Here is a 19,132-nt window from a genome sequence, read left to right as displayed (position 1 = left end):
GCCGAACAACAGACATTTGTTGCAGCGATCCCCGGTGTCCTCGCCGCCCATCCGCCGCGACACAAGCGGAGAATCCCCACCGAGTTGGCCCGTAACGACCTCTGAGCGCCTCGGTCCTTTCACTACAAGTCGGTTCACTTCGGCCCACATCGCGGCGTCGGCGGTACCGGCGCGGAGCGCCGATGGGAGTTGATGTTGGCCCTTGACCTGGGAGAACGTCGCTTGTTGAATGATCGGACCGTCTGACCTTCCGAATAGGAAAGTCGCCGCCAGAAGGGACGTCACAAGTGTCCAGACCTCGCCGCCGTTACATTGCCCTGCTTGCCGCGTTACTCATCGCCCCCATGGCCGCGCCGGGGGTGGCCAACGCCGACGGGCCGTTCGTGCCGCCGAGCCAGGGGGCCGTCAACCGCTCCTCGATGCTCAGCGCCGCGGAGGTTGCCGCCGAACTCCGCTCGCTGGAGGCCCGCAGCAAGGGCGCACTCCGGGTGGAGGAGGTTGGCCGCAGCGGCCAGGGCCGTCCACTGCACGTCGCGTACATCGGCACCGGCAACACCCGGGTCTGGATCCAGGGTCGGATCCACGGCAACGAGCCGTATGGCGCCGAAGCGTCGCTGGACTTCCTGAAGACCCTGGTGGCCGGTGGTAAGCACGCGCGGGAGGTGTTGAAGGAGATCAGCTTCGCGATCATCCCGATCTACAACCCCGACGGCTTCGAGGCATTCCGCCGGCAGGACAGCATCCACAACGTCGACCTCAACCGCGACTGGGGTGTCGACCGCCGGATCTTCGACCAGCTCAACTCCGTCCGAGCCGGCCTCGGTCAGGCCCCGCTTCCTGAGCGGACCTTCACCAGCTACACCCAGCACCGCGCCGTCGAGTCGCGGGCATTCTGGTACGCCTGGGCCGACTTCCTGCCGCACCACATGATCGACCTGCACCACCAGGGTACGTACTACGTCGGCGACACCGACGAGATGACCACGTTCTCGGTCGGCATCTCGCTCGACCCCGGCATGCTCACCTCCCAGCAGTGGGACACGGTCCGCCGGATGAGCGTCGTGGCCGCGGACGCCGCAGGCAAGAGCGGCGTCGTCAACGTGACGCGCTACCCGTACATCAACATCCCGGAGGGCGTCACCTCAGCCGCGATGCTCAACGCGCCGGGGCCGCAGGGCGAGTACGTCAACTGGCGTAGCAACGCGATGTTCTTCGAGTCGCGCGGCGGCATCGGCCACAAGAGCAGTGGCTACATCGTCAAGCAGAACGTCAACGGGCTCTGGGCCATCATCGACTCGATGAGCGACGGTTCGCTCGCGAACGTGGACGCCGACCGGTGGGACGAGATCCCGGCACGGGGTGCCACGATCTCCACCTGTGACAAGTTCCCCAACCAGTGTGAGTTCTGATCTCGACCGCAGTTGACGGTAGCGGGGGTCCACCCTTCCATCCGGAGGGTGGACCCCCGCTGTGCGGAAGGGCTTGGACACGACGCGCCGGTTGCCGGGCACGCGGTGGGAGCCGCTCCCCGCCCCGGGAGGTGTGGCCCCAGGGCGGGGATCGCGGTGACGAGCTACACGCCGGGGAGCGGCTGCGGCGCGTGGTTCCGGTGCTGAGCGAACCCCCGTCGACTCTTCCCGTTCCGCGACTCCTCGCTCTGGCTCCGGGACCACTCGTCGATCAATGGTCTCCGTCGGCCTGCCGCAGGCTGTTGATTTTTTGTGCCATCGAGGGTGCGCACTGCGCCAACCGTGGGCTGTCATCCCGAGGCCCGGTCAGTAACCCACCGGCTCCGGCGTGCGGGACAGGCCTCGCCCCTTCATGACGTGCTGAAGCAGGGCGATGAGGGCGTCTTTGGAGGACTGTCGGCTGCGCGCATCGCACAGCACGACCGGAACGCCGGGATCGAGGTCCAGCGCCAACCGCACCTCCTCCAGCCCGTAGCGGCGCGCACCGTCGAAGCAGTTGACGGCGACGATGAATGGCAGCCCCGCCTGCTCGAAGTAGTCGATGGACGGGAAGCAGCCGTCGAGCCGACGGGTGTCGGCAAGGACGACAGCGCCCAGGGCACCGAGAGCCAGCTCGTCCCAGACGAACCAGAACCGGTCCTGGCCGGGAGTGCCGAACAGGTACAGAACAAGGTCGTCGCTGATCGTGATCCGGCCGAAGTCCATCGCCACTGTCGTGGTCGACTTCGCCTCGACGCCGGTGATGTCGTCGACGCCGACGCCCTGCTCGGAGAGGACCTCCTCGGTACGCAGGGGTTTGGTCTCGCTGACCGCTCCGACGAGAGTGGTCTTGCCGACGCCGAAGCCACCCGCGACGAGGATCTTCACGGCGGTGGGGAGAGTCCGCTGACCCTCCCGATCAGAGGTTACGTAGTCCATGGATGAGCGCCTCGAATACGCTGTCGTCGGGAAGTGTGGCGGCTGGACGGGGGTCGGTGACCTGCACGAGCCCGCGCGCGACCAGTCCGTCGAGCAGGACATTGACGGTGCCGAGCGGTAGCCGGAGGTGGGCGGCGACCTCCGCCAGCGCGAGCGGGCGCTGGCAGAGGTCGATGATCTGGGTGTGCTCCGGCACCATCCACACCTCCAGCGGCGGTGCCGGCCGTGCGGCGAACACCAGCGCGACCACGTTGAAGCGGTTGGTCGGCTTGGCCCGCCCGCCGGTCATGGCATATGGCCGGACTACGGGTCCTGCGTCCTCGTCTATCCAACGCGGATCGGCGTCTGGCTTCGTCATGGCGGCCCCTAGTTGTTGGTGGGCTGAATGCTCGACCTGGATGGTGAGGCGAGGAACTTGCCGGCCCGGGTCACGATCATCGCCATTTCGTAGGCGACCAGGCCGACGTCGGCGTCCTCGGCCGCGAGGACGGCAAGGCACGCACCGCTCCCGGCAGCCGACACGAACAGGAACGACGACTGCATCTCGATGATGGTCTGGCGCACCGGACCGCCGCCAAACCGCTTGCCTGCGCCCTTGGCGAGGCTCTGAATGCCGGAGGCCATCGCGGCCAGGTGGTCGGCGTCGTCCTTGCTGAGCTCGTCCGAGGACGCCATGGGCAGGCCGTCGACTGACAGCACGACGGCATGCTTGGTCTGCTTGACGCGCCCGACCAGGTCGTTGAGCAGCCAGGTCAGATCGGACCCCGCAGTGTTCTGCTGCACTTGCCCGTTCCTCTTTCTTACCGATCGGTTTCGGTCGCCGACGAATCGTCGACGGCAGGGTGTGGCTCCGCGTCGCCGAGCGAACGCGCGGCGTCGCGGCGGCCGCGAACGGTGCCGCTCTGGTAGGAGCTCATCAGGTTACGCACGGCATCCGGCGACCTACCCTCGTCAGCGTCGCCCGGGGTTTGCTCTTCCTGCGCGGCACCGTCGCGCAGCTGAGGTGCAAGGTTGGCCTGACGGCGCCGCATGGGCAGCCCGCCCTCGGTGTGCGCTGCGGTGGGGGCCGGCGGCTGTGCCGTGGGGATGGTGCCGCTGGCCGGCTCATCCACGCGGCTGGCGGCGGCATCCGCCGCCTTGCGAAGCTGCGCCGGGCGGGCAACAGCCGGCAACTCCACCGTCGGGGGGTTCAGGGGCTGCTCCGCGACGGCGACCGACGTCGGGTTCAGCGCGGCGGCGCGTGAGCCATGGCCAGCGATGGCCGGGTCGGCGGTGCTGCCCGGGTTGCCGCCGCCGGTGCTCGACGTGGTGGCGTCCTCGGCGTCGTTCACCAGGTCCATCGGGATGAGTACCACGGCGGTGGTGCCGCCGTACGGAGATGCCTTCAGCCGCACGCTGATTCCGTGTTTCACGGCGAGGTGGCTGATGACGAACAGGCCGAGTTGGTTTGCGTCGTCGAGGTTGAACTCGGTGGGGGTGGCGATGCGTTCGTTGGCGGCGGCGAGGTCCTCCTCGCTCATGCCCAGGCCGCGGTCCTCGATCTCGATGGCGAAGCCGCGTGCCACCGACTGGCCCCTGACCTCCACCTCGGTGTGCGGAGGCGAGAAGGACAGGGCGTTCTCGATCAGCTCGGCGAGCAGGTGGATGACGTCGCCGGCGACGCGGCCGGCAATTCGTACCTGCCCGAACGGCAGCACCCGGACCCGGGTGTAGTCCTCCACCTCCTGGACCGCGCCACGGGCGATGTCGACCATCGGCAGTTCGCGACGCCAGGCGCGGCCCGGGGTGGAACCGGACAGGACGATGAGGTTCTCGGCGTTGCGCCGCATACGGGTGGCCAGGTGGTCGACGCGGAAGAGGTTCTCCAGATCGTCGGCGTCCTGCTCGCGGCGCTCCATCTCGTCGAGGAGGGTCAGTTGGCGGTGGACCAGTGCCTGCGTACGCCGGGCCAGGCTCAGGAACACATCGCGTACGCTGCGGCGAAGCTCAGCCTGCTCGACCGCCGTACGGATGGCCGTCTCCTGGACCCGGTTGAAGGCTTGACCCACCTGCCCGATCTCGTCGGCGCCGAAGTCGAGAGGTGGGGCTTCTGCGGCGATGTCGACCTTCTCGCCGTGCTGAAGTCGTTCCACCACCGCGGGCAGCCGGTCGTCGGCCAGCTGGTGGGCCGCGTCGCGGAGCCGCTGGAGTTGGGCCACCAGGGCACGCGCGGTGGTGACCGAAACGATGATCGACGCGATAACCGCGAGCAGGCCCAGGCCGGCGGCCAGAACCAGCCGGACGATGACACCGACCGCGACCGGGACCGCCCGTTGCACCACGTTGTCACCGCTGCCGAGCACCATCTCCTGAAGGTGGGTCAGTGCGGCGCCGGAGCCGTCGTTCCAGTCGGCGGCGGTGACCGGGGGCCGGGTCGTGTCGCGGCTGTCGAGTATCCGGTTCTCGAGTTGGCGCAGCTGCACGAACGCCGGCCCGGTGATGACCTGGTTGAAGTCGGCCCGGTCAGTCTCGTTGAGTTGGCTCGGGGTCCGAGCCGAGAGGAACCGCTGTGCGATGACGAGCTCGGTGAACTGGAACTGCTCCGCAGGCGTCATTCGGCCGGCGGCGAGCACGCCGGAGAGCAGCGCGTCCTCTTGTGAGATCAGTTCTCGGAGGCGGTACAGCTCGATGAGGTTACGCGTGTCCTGCTGAATTTCGACATCGTCGAGCGTGCCGACGACGTCGTAGATCTCAAACAGCGATTCGATGAGCGTGCTGTAGGTCTTGACGGTGGTCGCACGGTCGATAGAGCGCGCGTCGATGGACTCACGGACGCCGACGAGGTCGTCCAGCTCGGCAATTGCTTCGTCGACGCGTTCTTCGGCGGTGGCGCCGGCGGCCAGGCTGGCACGCCAGCTGCGCGCGCTGCTCTTGAAGGCGGCGGCGTTCTCGTCGACGGCCTGACGGGCGGCGTCGAGCGCCTCCTTGCGGGCGGCGTTCGGGCCGCCGAGGTAGGCGACCGCGAGACGGCGTTCGACCTGCAGGTCAAGCAGCAACGGCTCGCTGGGTGAGACGATCTGGCTGTCGATCGTCTGCACGCCGAGAAGGCTGACACCCTCTCGCAGGGTCACCCACGCGGCGAACGCCCAGAGAGCAACGAGCGATGCGAGGAGCGCAATTACCTTTGTGCGCAGATTCGTGGTGCGAGACCGCATTTGACCGTCCGATGCCGAGCAGAGAGGAACTTGCCGGCAGGAGCATGCCGAACAAGCCGCCGGTGTAGGCAGACCGACGCACGCTAGCAGTTGTCAGACTATTGGCTCAAGACCGGAGCTAACGGCCGCGTGCACAAGGGACAACTGTTTGGGGGCATGCCTTCCGACGTGCCCGTCAGCGGTCATGCGGACACGGGCAGCGACGAAAGCCAACCCAGGGCCTGGTACCTGGCCCCGATCACGGTTGCCCGGACGATCAGCGTCGGCTGGTAGAGGTCCTTGTCGTGCCACAGCGCTGGCCCGTCCTGCCCGTCTGTCCGGCAGAGGTACGCGTAGCCACGCCGGACCGCTTCGACCACTGCTGGTCGCTGCTGGCCGCCGGTCATCAGAATCTGCACAGCGTATGCGGTTTCCTCCGCGGTGGCGGCCCAGGTACCCCACGAGCCGTCGCCGCGTTGGGTGGCGAGCGTCCAGTCGACGGCACGGGCGAGTGCCTCCGCCGTGGTGGGATGCGCCGAGCCGAACTCCGCCAGGGCCAGCACGCAACAGGCGGTGGCGTAGAGACGCGAGGCATGCCAGCGGTCCGACCAGCTGCCCTGAGGATCCTGGCGTTCCGGCAGAGCCGTCACCAGCCGCCGCACGGCAGCGTGGTGCCGTGGCTCCGCCTCGCCGCGGGCAGCCAGGTGGCCGAGCGCGTCGAGAACGTGGGCGTTCGTGGTGACGCTGAACCCGTCCTCACCCGGCCAGGTGCAGAAGCCCTCGTCGGTCTCGTAGGACCACAGACAGTCGCCGGGCACCGGGGCGCCGAGCCGGCCGAGCGCGACCAGCGTGACGGAGGTGGTGTCGGCATCGGCCGGCAGCCCGGGGCCGGTCGCTGTTCCCGCCGCACCGAGGTTGGCAGTCAGGCTGCTGATCAGGCCCGGGGGAGCGGTGAGGGCGATGCCCGAGCGGGCCAGCGTGCTGGTCACCCAGGAGCGTTCGAAAACGGTGACCGGCGTCGCACACGGCACGGGGCCGCCGTAGCAGCGGACGGTGTCCTCCAGGTACGCCAAGGCCTCGCTGCCGTCAGGGCGGTCGGGTCCGCCGAGCCATGCCGCGGTCGCCGCCGGCGAGGCACCCACGGTGCCGGGCGGCACCGGGGCCACCCGCCGGGCGCGGGGGGCGAGGTCGGCCACCACCTCCAGGGCGTGCAGGAGTTTGTCGGGCACCGGTGCGCCGCTCGCCACCAACTGGCGGACGGCATCGATCCGCCTGCGGCTCATCCCGGGCGGCAGGTCCAGTCGGGTGTGACCCGGCCATCGCCACGGCTCGGCCGTCAGGTGCTGGTTGAGCCCGTCGATCAGCGCCGGCACGATCAGGTCGACTGCCGGCGTGTCCGGCAGGGGAGTGGTATCGCGCAGCAGGCCGGACAGCACGTCCAGCCCACGCTCGACGGCGCGCGCCAGGGTCGGGACGTCCGCTGAGGGCGGCGACCGCAGAGCCGTGGTCAGGGCCTCCGTCGCGCTCAGGGTGGGGACGAGGGCGTAGCCTCCGGGCGGCCCCCAGCCGCCGTCCGGGCGTTGGGTGTCGAGGAGGTACCACACCCGTTCGGCATGACCGGCCAGCCACGGGGCGAGGCTCACCAGCCGCGCGGTCTCGTAGACGGAGGGCGAGGTACGCCCATCCGGCTCGCGCATCATCTCGGCGACGAGGTCGTCGGCCGCACCATGTACGTCAGCGCGGGTCTCGGTCGGGGTCTGCGCGACGGCCCACCCGTCAACGGTTGTCACGGTGCGCCCCAGAAGTCGGTGCCGTGGTAGAAACCGGTGGTGAAGCCGAGCTCACGCCGTAGGTAGACGGCCTCCTGCGGGCAGGTGCGTTCAAGCGGGTGCAGCAGCTTCTCGCACCGGTCGAGCCGGTCGGTGACCTGCTGGCGCACCTCCTCCCGGTCGACGCCCAGCAGCAGGATGTTCAGGTCGCCGGCCTTGACGTCGCGGTCATAGCTGGCCAGGTCGTTGACCAGACGCAGTACCTGCTCCACCTCTTTGCTCGCGGTGACCAGCTCGGTGAGCTGGGCCTCGGTGTCCACGGCGCCGGTGGCGATCCAATGGGAGACGTTCACCCAGGTCGCACCGTAGCCGGCGGCGTTGGCCAGGTAGTCGTCAGCGGCGGGAAGATCTGCCGGGTCGGCTTCCCGGGCAGCTCTCCACTGCCACTCCCGCAGCTCGGCATCGAGCATCCGCCGTAGCTCGTCCTGCCACAGTTGGCCGAGACGGTGGAATGCCGGCCGGGCCGCGAGATCGTCGCGGATGTCGGCGAGGAACCGTCCAAGCAGGTCGTCGGTGGCCGGTTCGGCTCCGGCCGCGACGGACAGGCAGGCTTTGGCGACGGCGGTGGCCGCCTCCATCGAGGTGGCCACGGAGTCGATCTGCCAGTCCTCGGCGGTGACCCACAGCGAGGTGCGGTTCGCGGTGCGCAGGTCGGCGGCGCTGCACCACGGGGCGATGAACGCGGTGGACATCGCCAGCGCGCTCAGCATCGCCCCGTCGACCGGCGGGTCGGGGAAGAGGCTGCGGTAGGTGGCGACGCGCTCTTGCAGGTCACGTTGGCCCTTGGCCGCCAGGACACAGACGCGTCCCTGTTCGGCGGCTTGCGCGAACGCGGAAGCCGGGGGGTATGGGGGCATGTATGGGCTCCTACCGCGCGACGGAACGCTCAAGACGTGTCAAGGTCAGCTCAACCCTCCGTCGTGGACGCAGCGACGCGGCGACCCTTGGTCCCGGCACTGACTCGTCGGTCAGCGTGAAATCGAACTTACTCAACAAGCTCGCCACGATCAACAAAGCTTCCAGGTGGAACAGATGCTCCCCCAGGCACCGGTGCATTCCGATGCCGAACGGGTAGTAGGCCTGGCGGTGCCGCTCCGTGTCGGCGCGCCCCGGGGCGAACCGTTCCGGGTCGAAGTCCTCGGCGTCTGGACCCCAGTAGGCCGTCATGCGCTGGGTGGCGTAGGGGGAGAGGATCACCGTTGCGCCCTTGTCGATCCGCACGCCGCCCAGCACATCCGCCGCCACCGCGCGGCGCGGGACGATCCAGCCGGCGGGGTACAGACGCAGGAGTTCGTCCAGGACCATCTTGGTGTACGTCAGCTGAGGCAGGTGCTCGGCGCGGACCGGGCCGCCGTCGACGACGTCGTTGATCTCGGCGTACAGCCGGCTCGCGACGTCCGGATGGTTGGCGAGGACCGGCCACAGCCAGGTCAACACGACATAACTTGTCTCGGTGGTGACCGCGACCATGGAGACCAGATCGTCGCGCATCTGCCGCTCGGTCAGCGGTTGCCCGTCGCGTCGGGCGCGGGCCAGGGTCGACAGCACATCGTCGCCGTCGCCTGGCTGGCGCAGCGCCTCACGGAGGACGGGGAGCAGGATGTCGTCGATGGTCTGCACGGCGCGGTGGAAACGACGGTCGCCCGGCATCGGAACCCACCACGGCACGAAGGGGGCGAGGATCCGTGGCGCCATGGCGGTGACGATGGCCTCCTGCGCCGCCATGATGCGGAGCGCGTCGTCGACGGACACCCGGGAGTCGAAGAACACCCTCATGATGGCGGCGCAGACGATGCGGGACAGTTCGGCGCCGATGTCGACGACGGTGCCCGTACCGGCCACCTCGTCGAGCCGGCTGGTCGCCTCGTCGATCGCGTCGGCCATCGTGTCGGTCAGCCCGTCGATGCGACCCCGCCGGAACAGCGGGGCCAACGTCTTGCGAGAGGCCATCCAGGTGTCGCCTTCGGCGAGGATGCCATCGCCGACGAGCTTGCGCACCGAGCGCCACAGCGCGGTGTCGTCGCCCCGCGGGTAGTTGGCCGCCCTGTCCTGCAGGATCTGCTGTACGTGCTCGGGGTTGGTCACGAGGTACGGGCTTGAAACTCCCAGCCCGAGACGGACGACCTCACCCCCGGACGCGTTGCCGACGTCGACAAGCGCTTGGTGTGCGCCGCGGATCGCCTGAGGCAGCGCCGTCCACACAGGAATGGTCTTGCCTCTGGCTCCTGGTCTCGCCTCCGGCACTGCCACAGTGGACCCTCCCCTTCTGCCCAGGTCTGGCAGTTGCGGATCGCGCAACTGTCAGCCTTAAGAGACCCTCAGTGTGCAATTCGTGTGGGTAGCATTGCAATGGGTGATTGACTTCGTCACTCGGCCTTGCCAAGTGGCCGTGACCTCGACCTCAACCACCCGTCCGGCTGAGTGTCCGCTCAGTCGGACGGTTGGCCGTCGGACAGTCGACCGGCCAGGGCGGTTGGTGGGGTCAGCGGATGCCAGGGCCCCGAGACACCCGCAGGTGCCCGTCGGACTGCTATGAGGCGGTGGCGGCAGCGACGCCCGGCTGCGGCGGCGTCAGCGTTGCGGCCCGGGTGCCGGTTGCTGCTGTCGGTAGGACTGCGGCGAGGTGCCGTAGGTCGCCTTGAACAGTCGCGCGAAGGTGGACTTCTCGGTCAATCCCCAGCGGGCGGCGATGGCGTAGATGGACTGGCTGGCCAGGAGCGGGTTCTGCAGGTCGCGCCGGCATCGGTCCAGTCGACGGCGGCGGATCAGGTCGGTGACAGTGGTGTCTTCGCCCTCCCACAACCGGTACAGGGTGCGCACGGAGATGTGATGGGCGGCGGCGATGGTACGTGCGCTCAGGTCGACGTCGCCCAGGTGCTGCTCGATGAACGCGTCGATGCGTGCCCGGAGCGCCTGCTGCTGCACCTCGACCGGGAGGGCACTTTCCAGGTCGAGATGTTGGGCCAGCGTCGCCGAGATCAGGTCAAGGGCCATGCCGTCCAACCGCCCGGCGTCCGTCGCCCGGAACCGCTCGGGGTGCGTCGTGATCTGTAGGAGGAACTGCGCGAGCAGGGACGCCATGCCCTCGGTCGGTAGTGGTCGGGCGAGCAACTGCTTGACCTTGCTCTGCGGCAGCGGGATCGCCGACTGCGGGACGAGCACAGCGATGGTCTTCGACGTGGGCGGCTGTGCGGCGGCCGATGCCGCCGTGGTCGGCGCTTCCTGCCGCGGGAAGTGCCGGCACTCGTATGGGCGTGAGGTGCTGAGGAAGGTGAACTCAGTCGTCTTGACGACGCACTGGCGGCGCTCCTGGATGAGAGCACTGTCGCCGGTGAGGGGGAGGGCAAGTTCGTACATCTGCGGGTCGTCCTGCCGGATCATCCGCTCCGTACGGGCCATCTCGATCGCCGGATAGCGGAACGAGATGAGCCGCGACACCCCCAGTTCCACCACCCGCGCGAAGCCGGTGAAATTGTCCGCGTGTGGGCTGCTGAAACGCGCCGGCGCCGTGCCCCGGGAAATGATGTCGTGCCAGACGCCGAATCGGTCAGGCTCTGGTAGGTACGCCAGGTCAAGAGTCTCGGCGGGGAGGATCGCTGCTCATCTCCTCGGGCGCGTGCCGGTCAGGTGCCCGGCAAGAGCGTACCTGGCCGTTGCAGCGACGAATGCTGCCAACGAGGAGCATTCAGTTTCTTCTGGACACTCTGCCTTCCCGCTGATTCAGGGTGCAAGGTTCCGGTGGCGGCCGAGCCGGCATCGACGTATCGTGCACTCACCGAGGTTGCCGTCCCCCCGTGCGGCAACCTCGGTCCTTTTCCCCTCGGCGTCCAGGGTGAGGTCAGGTGGCCGCCCATGCCTTCTTGGCGTTCTTCCAGGTCGAGGAGTTGACCTCCTCCCAGGCGCGGGCGCGCAGCTCCTCCAGGACCTTCGACGGCACCAGCGTGCCGGTCATGTTGGCGTTGTAGATGTTCATCATGTCCGGGTCGAAGTCCGGGCTGATGTGCCCGCCGGCGATCGCCATCTCGAACAGAGGAGCGCCCGGCAGGGGTACCACGAGGAAGAAGTTCGCCGCGTCCAGGCCGTACGAGACGTGTTCGCGGGCGACCGCGATCGTCCGCTCGATCTCCTCCAGCGTCTCGTCCGGATAGCCCATCATGTAGTTGCCGTAGATCTGGAAGCCGTACTCCTTCATGGCGACGATCAGCCCCACCAGGTCGGCCTTCTCAATATTGATCTTGTTGCTGGCGTACTTGCGGATGATCCGCAGGTTGCCCGACTCGAACGGCATGTTGATCTGGGTGAACCCGGCGGCGGCCAGCGCCCCCAGCACCTCGTGATCCGGCTTCCAGCGCTTGAGCAGGTGGATGAGGTTGATGCCGTTGAGGTCGCATATGGTCACCCCGGCGCCCTGGATCTTCTCCAGCAGCCGCAGACCACGCCGTTTGTCGCCGAGCAGCGAGTCGTCCTCGATGAACACGTTGTCGACGCCGAGGTTCTTCAGCGCCTCGATTTCGGCGAGGACCCGGTCGTCGGACTTGACGCGGAACTTGCCGATCGGGCCGCTGAGGCTGCCTTCCTGCTCGCCGGCGATGTGGCAGTAGGCGCAGTGGAACGGGCAGCCCAGCGAGGTCATCATGGTGGCGTACCGCAGCTCCTTGCCGGGCTCGAAGAGCCCGGAGTGCGGCCGGGCGATCGCCCAGTAGCGTTCGTTGGGCAGCAGATCCCACGCGGGCATGGGCAGGGTGTCCAGATCCCACACCACGTCCTGCGAACGAGCCGGCTTGACCCGGATCTGCCCGTCGTCGAGGAAGGCCACGCCGTGCAGGTCGGCGAAGCTCGGGCGGGCCGACCGGCGGACGATGTCGACGATGTCGACGATGGTGTGCTCGGACTCGGAGAGGCAGACCACGTCGAAGCCGGCCCCGAAGAACTGCGGTAGCCGGGACCGTGCGTTCACGCCGCCGGAGACGAGGATCTTCTCCGGGAACGCGGCCTTGATCAGCCGAGCACAGTGCAGGACCATCGACTCCTGGTCGGTGAAGATCGACGTGATGCCGACGATGTCGTGGTCGGCCACCACCTGGAGGATCCGCTCGTCGTCCACCCCGGTACGCAGGAAGCCGCTGGGCAGCGGCCGGGGGTTGGCGAAGATCTGGTCCAGCGGGTCGTCGCCATCGCCGACACACGCGTCGAAGACCCGCACCTGCACACCGTGCTCCCGCAGGGCGCCACCGAGGTTCGGGTACGCGAGCGACCCGTTCGGCTTGCACACAGCGCCCGGCGCGGTCTGGTTCGGTGGGTACAGCAGCAGCACGCTGACGTCACGAAGACCCATGGCCAGATACTACCTTTTCTTCAAGTGGAAAGAGGGTTGACGGTCGGTGCTGGACGGTCAGCGCCGGGCCCGTTCCAGGTGCCGTTCGATCCGGTCGGCCGCGCTCGGCGGCCCGCCCGCCGCCAGGATCTCGCGCTGCATCCGGTCGACCCGCTCCCGCAGGGCGGCGTCGCCGCGCAGCCGCTCCACAGTGGCTCGGATGGTGGCCGGCTCGACCTGGTCCGGCGTCAGCTCGTAGCCGAGGCCCAGCTCGACGATCCGGCGGGCCGACGGCGCGGCCTCGGTCGCGAAGTGCGGCACCAGGGCCAGCGGCACGCCCGCGGCCAGGGACTCCAGCACCGCGCCGGTGGTGCCGTGGGTCACGCAGGCGTCCGCGTACGGCAGGACCTCGTGGAACGGGATCCAGGCATGGGCCTCCGCGTTCGGCGGCAGGGGCTCCAGCGTGGCCGGGTCGAGGAACCCGCCGATCGCCAGCACCACCTGCCAGGGGGTGCCGGCGAAGGCGTCGGCGCAGGTCCGGAAGAACTCCGGGTGCTCGTTGAACTGGTTGCCCAGCGAGACCAGCAGCACCGGCGTGTCCGGGGTGGGCGGCTGCCATCCGGTGGTCACCGGCCGGTGGGTCAGCGTCGGTCCGACGAAGGCGAAGCGCTCGTCGTCGAAGGTCTCGGCGAAGGGCTGGAAGGACTTGGGCAGGAAGACGATGTTGAGATCCTCGATCTCGTTCCAGAACTGCCGGACCGGCGTGTGGACCCCGTACCGGGCGAGCAGTTCGACGATCACCGCGTTGACCGCCGCGACGTCCGCCGGGTGGCGTTGCCCGTGGCTCTTCCACAGCTCCTCGAAGAGCGAGTAGTGCTCGTTGGCGGCGAAGCCGCCGCTGAGGCGGACGGCCGGACGCTGCCACCGGGTGGCCAGCAGCCGTCCCGCGATGAACGGGAAGATGTCGTAGACCACGAGGTCCGGCACGTCGTCGTCGAGCCCCTCCTCCGCGGCGCGCAGGATCGCCTCGTTCTCCCGGACGTACACCAGGTGCAACTGCGTCTCCGCGTCCTCCCGGGTGACGACCTCGGGCACGTGGAAGGTGTCGAACTCGGACTTGTACGGCACCACCGTGGCGCCGGCGGCGGTGACCGCGTCGGCGAACAGCGGGGTCGTGACGTAGCTGACCCGGTGCCCGCGCCGGACGAGCTCGCTCACCAGACCGAGCGAGGGGTAGACGTGGCCGTGCCCCTGGACGTTGGCGAAGAGGATGTGCCGCTGGTGCATGTGCTCACTCCCGCAATCCGGTGATGAGCTTTAAAGGTATATAGCGTGTGGGGAGTGGGGCCAGCCGTACGGGACCGCCCGGGCCAGACACGGCAAGCTCAGAGACACGCGTCGACGTCGAGGTTCCTAGCGTTGTGGTGGACACCTTCCGGCGTGGAGTGGAGGACCCATGGCAACCGCTGCGAGCAAAGCGTCTCCCGGCCTGATCGCGTCTCTCAACGGCCGGTACCACCGTGCCGCACTTGCCATCTACATGGCGGTGGTGGTCGCGCACTGGGCGGAACACCTGGTGCAGGCGTACCAGATCTGGGTGCTCGGCTGGGCGCGGCCGGAGGCGCGCGGCGTCCTGGGGATGCCGTTCCCCTGGCTGGTCAGCTCCGAATGGCTGCACTACGGGTACGCGATCGTGATGCTGGTCGGGCTGTTCCTGTTCCGGCCCGGCTTCACTGGCCGGGCCAAGGCGTGGTGGACCGTCGCCCTCGCCCTGCAGTTCTGGCACCACATCGAGCACGCGCTGCTGCTGATCCAGGCGCACAGCAGCTTCCGGCTCCCCGGCACTGAGGTCCCCACGAGCCTTCTCCAACTCGTCGTGCCCCGGGTGGAGCTGCACCTGTTCTACAACTCGGTCGTCTTCATCCCGATGCTGATCGCGATGTACCTGCACCTGCGCCCCAACCCCGCCGAGCAGGCCGCGATGCGCTGCTCGTGCGCCGGCCGCACCGACCGGGTGGTCGGCCCGCGGCAGCCGGCCCCGGTGGCCGGGCACTGACCGGCCCGACATGTCCACCACCGGACGGATCTACGCCGGCGCCGCCCTGTGCATGGCGGCGCTGGTGGCCGTTCTCGTGCTGGTCGGCCGGATCGACGCCGACTCGGGTGCGGGGACGGCGGTCGAGGTGCTCGCGATGGAGCCGGCCGACGGCGCGGTCCTGCCGGACCTGCCGACCACGGTGCGCATCCGGGTCGCCGGCCAGCCCGACCCCACCCGCTCGCACATCGCCGTGTACGACGCCGAACGGACCCGGCTCGACAGCGGGTCGATCGTGTCCGACGGGGACGACGGCCTGCGGCAGCAGGTCACCGTCTCCCGGCCCGGCCAGCTAGCCGTGGCGTACCACGTGGTGACCCGCGACGGGCGTGCCGCCTCCGGCATCGCCCGCCTCACCGTCGGCGCCCCGGGCGCCGCGGCCCCCGCCGACGCCCCGGCGCGCGCCGCCGAGCCCGCGGCCCACGCGCACGGGGTGGACCCGATAGGGGCCGCCCTGCTCGCGCTCGACGGCCTCGTGCTCCTCGTCCTGCTGGTGCTGCTCCTGCGCCGCCCCAACCGCGGCGCCACCTGACCGGCCCCCGCGCGGCCTGCGGCGCGGGCGTGGCGACTCGTGGCTACCGGCGCGGTACAAATGGGACGTTGTGCAAGTCATGGCTGCTAAGGTCCACGGCGTGCGGCCGGACGGGCTCCGGTGACCTCGCGCACCCGCAGGAAGGCCATGAGGGCAATGAACAAGATATTCGATATCCTCCAGGACACCGACCGCGAGCTGCGGGACGACCCGAGCGGCATGCACGTTCTGGTGCTTCGGCGCAGCTACGACGCGTCGCCGGAGGAGTTGTGGGACGCCATCACCGATCCCCAGCGTCTGGTGCGCTGGTTCCTGCCGATCACCGGCGACCTGCGGGCCGGTGGACGTTTCCAGCTGGAGGGCAACGCCGGTGGCGAGATCCGCCAGTGCGAGCGGCCCAGCCTGATCGGCCTGAGCTGGGAGTCGGGCGGCGGCAGCAGTGAGGTCCACCTGCGGCTCACCCCGGACGGCGAGGCCACCGTCCTGGAGCTGGAGCACGCCCCGGTGCCGGCAGAGATCGTGCCGAACGCCGCCCCGGGGGTGTGGGGACTGGGCGCGGGCTGGGAGATGGGTCTGGTCGCGTTGGGCGACTACCTGGCCGGTGACCTGCCCGAGGGGCGGGCGATCGACTGGATCGCCGCGGCCGGGCCCGAGCAGATGGCGGCGGCATCGGCGACGGCCGACCAGATCAGCGACGCGTGGGTGAAGGTCATCGGCGAACGTTCCTAGTCCTCGGCCGACGGGGTCCGGCACCCGGTGCCGTCACCAGGCGACCGGCAGGGCGTACAGCCCGAAGATGTTGCCGTCCTCCTTCAGGGACAGATCGTCCACCGCCACGGCCAGCCGCAGGCCGGGCAGCCGCCGGACCAGGCGGCCGAGCGCGACCTCCAGCTCCAGCCGGGCGAGGTGCTGACCCGGGCAGATGTGCCGACCGTGACCGAACGCGAGGTGGGCGCGGGCATCCCGGTCCGGGTCGAACTCGTCCGGCCGCTCGAACACCGCCGGATCGCGGTTCGCCGCCTGACCGAGCGCCACCACGCCCTCGCCGGCCCGGATGGTCACCCCGCCGATCTCCACGTCCGCGGTGGCGGTACGCGCCGTCGCCGCCTCGACCACCGTGAAGTACCGCAGCAACTCCTCCACGGCGGTCGGGAACCGCTCCGGCTGGGCGCGTAGGCGGGCGAGCCGGGCCGGATGGGTGAGCAGGGCCAACACGCTCAGCGCGATCATGTTGGACGTGGTGACGTGCCCGGCGACCAGCAGCACGAAGGCCATGCTCACCACGGCCTCGTGGTCCGGCCCGCCGGCCGCCCGCTGCCGGGACAGCAGCCGGCTCAGCACGTCGTCGCCGGGTCGGCGCTCCTTCTCGGTCACCACCCCGTCGAGGAAGTCGCGGATCTCCCGGGCGCACCGGGCCCGCTCCTCCGCCGGTGTGCTGCGGCGGAACATCTGGGTGGACCGCCGCTCGAAGAACTCGTGGTCGGCGTACGGCACGCCGAGCACCTCGCAGATCACCTGCGACGACACCGGGTAGCCGAACGCCGCCACCAGGTCGGCGCCGGGGGGCCCGGCGGCCAGCGCGTCGAGGTGCGTGTCGACCACCCGCTCGACCAGGGGCCGCAACTGCCGGACCCGCTGGGCGGAGAACTCGTCGACGATCTGCCGGCGGGCGGTGCCGTGCTCCGGCGGGTCCATCCAGTTCAGCGGCGGACGGAAGTTCACGAACGACGCCTGCCGCTGGCTCTCCGTGGTCGGCGCGAACTTCGGAAAACCGGGCCGGCGCCGGTCCGCGCTCATCCGCGGGTCGCTGAGCACCTGCCGTACGTCGGCGTGCCGGGACACCACCCAGGCCGCGTCGCCGCCGAGCATGGGCAGCCGGGCGACCGGGTGCTCGGCGCGCAGCCGCGCGTACTCCGGGGGCGGGCTGAACGGGCAGCGTCGGGGCAGCGGGAACGCGTCGACCCCCGCGGCGGCCGGCCCGGACGACGCCGGGGCGGCTGACTCGTCGTCGGCCCGCAGCCGGTCGCCCGGTCGGTCCTGGTGCTCGGTCACCGCAGTGCCCGCAGGCACAGCAGGAGGCTGCGCGCCTCGATGTTCACCTGGTAGCTGAAGGCCGTCATGGCGGTGAGCTGGCGCAGGGTCACCCAGACGTAGTCCGGTGGTGTCGCGACCGGGAAGTCGGCACCCACCTCGACCACCATGTGCCGCGTCACCGCGTGGTGGAACCGCCCGCCCTCCTCGGACTGGAGTACGTCGTAGTGCACCCGCACCTGCTCCGAGCGGACCAGATCCAGGTAGTCGGGGCGGTTCTCAGCGGAGAAGTTGTCCGGCGTGCACTGCACGGTGGGACCCAGCTCGACGGTGTCCCGGTAGCCGGGTCGCAGGTCGGCATGGGCCAACACGTGCAGTACGCCGTCGATGCGCCGGACGACGAACGCGACCAGCCCGGTACCGCAGGGGGCCAGCAGCGGCTGCCGCCACTGCGCGACCTCGCGGTTGCTGGCCCGTACGTGACGTCCGACGATCCGGAAGTACCGGCCGGAGCGGTGCCGGATGTCCACGTCACCCCGGTGCCAGTCCCGCACCTCGGACAACGGGATCTGCCGGGCCACCAGCGTCCGGCCGGCCTTGCTGGCGGTCAGCCAGTTGCGGACCTGGAGCAGCGGCTGCCACGCCTCGTCGTCGTCGGCCAGCGCGGACCGCGCGACGGCGGCGCCGACCGTCGTGCCGTCGGCGCTCGCGGTGTCCGCGTGGCCGGGCAGGCAGGAGAGCACGGTACGGGCGTCCATGTTGACGAGGTTGGGCCGGTGCAGGAGGTCGTGGATCTGGCCGAGGGTGAGCCAGACGAAGTCCTCGTGCGGTTCGACCTCGTCGGTGACCTCGACGATGATGTTGCGGTTGCGCTTGCCCCGGAACCAGGAGCCCTGCTCGGACTGGAGCACGTCCACCAGCACGCGACCGCGCTCCGGCTCCAGGAAGTACTCGACGTAGCGGGACCGCGCGCCCCGGTGCGCCCGCTGGTAGTTGCTGGGCGTGGACTGCACGGTGGGGGAGAACTGGACGCCGTTGACGTTGCCCGGCTCCATCTTGGCCTGCATCAGGAAGTGCAGCACGCCGTCGATCTCGCGGGCCAGGATGCCGAGGATGGCCCGGTCCGGCTGGTGGATGATCGGCTGCCACCACTCGTCGACCGGCCCGCCGTCGGTGCGGACGTGCAGCCCCTCCACGCTGAAGAACCTGCCGCTGTCGTGCACCAGGTCGCCGCTCTGCGGGGCGAAGGACCACCCGGTCAGCTCGGCGAACGGCACCTCGGTGATCTCGAAGGGGTTGGCCCGCTCGCGGGCGGCGAGCCATGCCTCCAGCTCGGCGGCCGGGCGCGGGCGGTGGCGCGCCGACCGGGCCAGCCGGGCGGGGAGGTGGTCCCGGTCGGTTCGCCCGGGACGGGGTCGGGCGTCGGTGTGCGGCAGGACCATGGTCTCTCCATAGGGTTGGCCTCGGTGGGGCACCGGTGACACACCGGGCTGGCCGGTGGGGTCAGCCCCCGGCCAGGGGCGGGATGATGGCGACCGTGCTGTCCGAGCGGGCGGTCACCCGGGACCGGTCGGCGGTCTCCACCAGGTCCCCGTCGAGGTAGACGTTGTAGTAGGTCAGTGGCTCGCCGTCGTCGTCGAGCAGCCGGCGGCGGTAGAGCGGGTAGGACTCGACGAACTCCTTGATGACGTCGCGGACCGTGCCTTCGTGGCACGCGAACGTCTTCTGCCCACGGTGGGCCCAGCCGGCCGACAGCAGCACCGTGACCATC

At 69.7% G+C, this 19,132-nt stretch carries 17 protein-coding genes; 4 read left to right on the top strand and 13 right to left on the bottom strand.

Annotated features, from left to right (window positions below; genetic code table 11):
- The first annotated feature begins 344 nt into the window (after positions 1-344).
- Complete coding sequence (locus tag C1I95_RS00295; protein ID WP_111211680.1) at positions 345-1,409, top strand: M14 family zinc carboxypeptidase; 1,065 nt, start codon at positions 345-347, stop codon at positions 1,407-1,409.
- A 366-nt stretch (positions 1,410-1,775) separates the two neighbouring features.
- Here the strand turns inward: C1I95_RS00295 and C1I95_RS00290 are convergent, their stop codons facing one another.
- The 10 genes from C1I95_RS00290 to C1I95_RS00245 all read right to left on the bottom strand — a co-directional run bounded on the left by C1I95_RS00290 (position 1,776) and on the right by C1I95_RS00245 (position 13,990).
- The gene (locus C1I95_RS00290) at positions 1,776-2,387 is read right to left on the bottom strand and encodes a GTP-binding protein (RefSeq protein WP_111211679.1); all 612 of its coding nucleotides are present in this window, start codon (positions 2,385-2,387) and stop codon (positions 1,776-1,778) included.
- Positions 2,368-2,745, bottom strand: a complete 378-nt coding sequence (locus tag C1I95_RS00285) for a DUF742 domain-containing protein (RefSeq protein ID WP_111211720.1) — start codon at positions 2,743-2,745, stop codon at positions 2,368-2,370. Before C1I95_RS00285 ends, C1I95_RS00290 begins: the two co-directional genes overlap by 20 nt.
- Before the next feature lie 8 nt (positions 2,746-2,753).
- Entirely contained in the window at positions 2,754-3,170 is a 417-nt protein-coding gene (locus C1I95_RS00280; protein ID WP_111211678.1) for a roadblock/LC7 domain-containing protein, read from the bottom strand.
- 17 nt (positions 3,171-3,187) lie between these two features.
- Positions 3,188-5,581, bottom strand: coding sequence for a sensor histidine kinase (locus C1I95_RS00275; RefSeq protein ID WP_111211677.1), 2,394 nt, complete (start codon positions 5,579-5,581; stop codon positions 3,188-3,190).
- A gap of 182 nt (positions 5,582-5,763) precedes the next feature.
- On the bottom strand, positions 5,764-7,350 hold the full coding sequence (locus C1I95_RS00270) for a prenyltransferase/squalene oxidase repeat-containing protein (protein ID WP_233513161.1): 1,587 nt from the start codon (positions 7,348-7,350) through the stop codon (positions 5,764-5,766).
- On the bottom strand, positions 7,347-8,246 hold the full coding sequence (locus C1I95_RS00265; RefSeq protein ID WP_111211676.1) for a terpene synthase family protein: 900 nt from the start codon (positions 8,244-8,246) through the stop codon (positions 7,347-7,349). Before C1I95_RS00265 ends, C1I95_RS00270 begins: the two co-directional genes overlap by 4 nt.
- Positions 8,247-8,256: 10 nt before the next feature.
- Positions 8,257-9,597, bottom strand: coding sequence for a cytochrome P450 (locus tag C1I95_RS00260; protein WP_111211718.1), 1,341 nt, complete (start codon positions 9,595-9,597; stop codon positions 8,257-8,259).
- A 363-nt stretch (positions 9,598-9,960) separates the two neighbouring features.
- Positions 9,961-10,911, bottom strand: coding sequence for a helix-turn-helix domain-containing protein (locus C1I95_RS00255; protein ID WP_233513165.1), 951 nt, complete (start codon positions 10,909-10,911; stop codon positions 9,961-9,963).
- Positions 10,912-11,227: 316 nt separating this feature from the next.
- Complete coding sequence (locus C1I95_RS00250) at positions 11,228-12,724, bottom strand: B12-binding domain-containing radical SAM protein (protein ID WP_111211674.1); 1,497 nt, start codon at positions 12,722-12,724, stop codon at positions 11,228-11,230.
- Between the two features lie 57 nt (positions 12,725-12,781).
- Complete coding sequence (locus C1I95_RS00245) at positions 12,782-13,990, bottom strand: macrolide family glycosyltransferase (protein ID WP_111211673.1); 1,209 nt, start codon at positions 13,988-13,990, stop codon at positions 12,782-12,784.
- Positions 13,991-14,159: 169 nt separating this feature from the next.
- On the opposite strand from C1I95_RS00245, the gene C1I95_RS00240 reads away from it, so the two are divergent.
- From C1I95_RS00240 to C1I95_RS00230, 3 genes are all read left to right on the top strand, one after another.
- A complete protein-coding gene (locus C1I95_RS00240) occupies positions 14,160-14,759 on the top strand; it encodes a hypothetical protein (RefSeq protein WP_111211672.1) in 600 nt (199 codons plus the stop codon).
- A 10-nt stretch (positions 14,760-14,769) separates the two neighbouring features.
- Positions 14,770-15,330, top strand: coding sequence for a copper resistance CopC family protein (locus C1I95_RS00235; RefSeq protein WP_111211671.1), 561 nt, complete (start codon positions 14,770-14,772; stop codon positions 15,328-15,330).
- A gap of 156 nt (positions 15,331-15,486) precedes the next feature.
- Positions 15,487-16,059, top strand: coding sequence for an SRPBCC family protein (locus tag C1I95_RS00230; protein ID WP_111211670.1), 573 nt, complete (start codon positions 15,487-15,489; stop codon positions 16,057-16,059).
- 33 nt (positions 16,060-16,092) lie between these two features.
- Here the strand turns inward: C1I95_RS00230 and C1I95_RS00225 are convergent, their stop codons facing one another.
- The 3 genes from C1I95_RS00225 to C1I95_RS00215 all read right to left on the bottom strand — a co-directional run bounded on the left by C1I95_RS00225 (position 16,093) and on the right by C1I95_RS00215 (position 19,131).
- Positions 16,093-17,400 (bottom strand): cytochrome P450, encoded by a 1,308-nt coding sequence (locus C1I95_RS00225; protein ID WP_233513160.1) that lies wholly within the window; start codon positions 17,398-17,400, stop codon positions 16,093-16,095.
- A complete protein-coding gene (locus C1I95_RS00220; protein ID WP_111211669.1) occupies positions 17,379-18,803 on the bottom strand; it encodes an NDP-hexose 2,3-dehydratase family protein in 1,425 nt (474 codons plus the stop codon). The genes C1I95_RS00225 and C1I95_RS00220 overlap by 22 nt, the downstream gene beginning before the upstream one ends.
- A 61-nt stretch (positions 18,804-18,864) precedes the next feature.
- Entirely contained in the window at positions 18,865-19,131 is a 267-nt protein-coding gene (locus C1I95_RS00215; protein ID WP_111211668.1) for a MoaD/ThiS family protein, read from the bottom strand.
- Position 19,132: the final 1 nt, after the last annotated feature.

This window comes from Micromonospora craterilacus (genome assembly GCF_003236315.1).
Taxonomy (GTDB): Bacteria; Actinomycetota; Actinomycetes; order Mycobacteriales; family Micromonosporaceae; genus Micromonospora; species Micromonospora craterilacus.
This window is presented reverse-complemented; position numbering and strand designations above follow the sequence as displayed.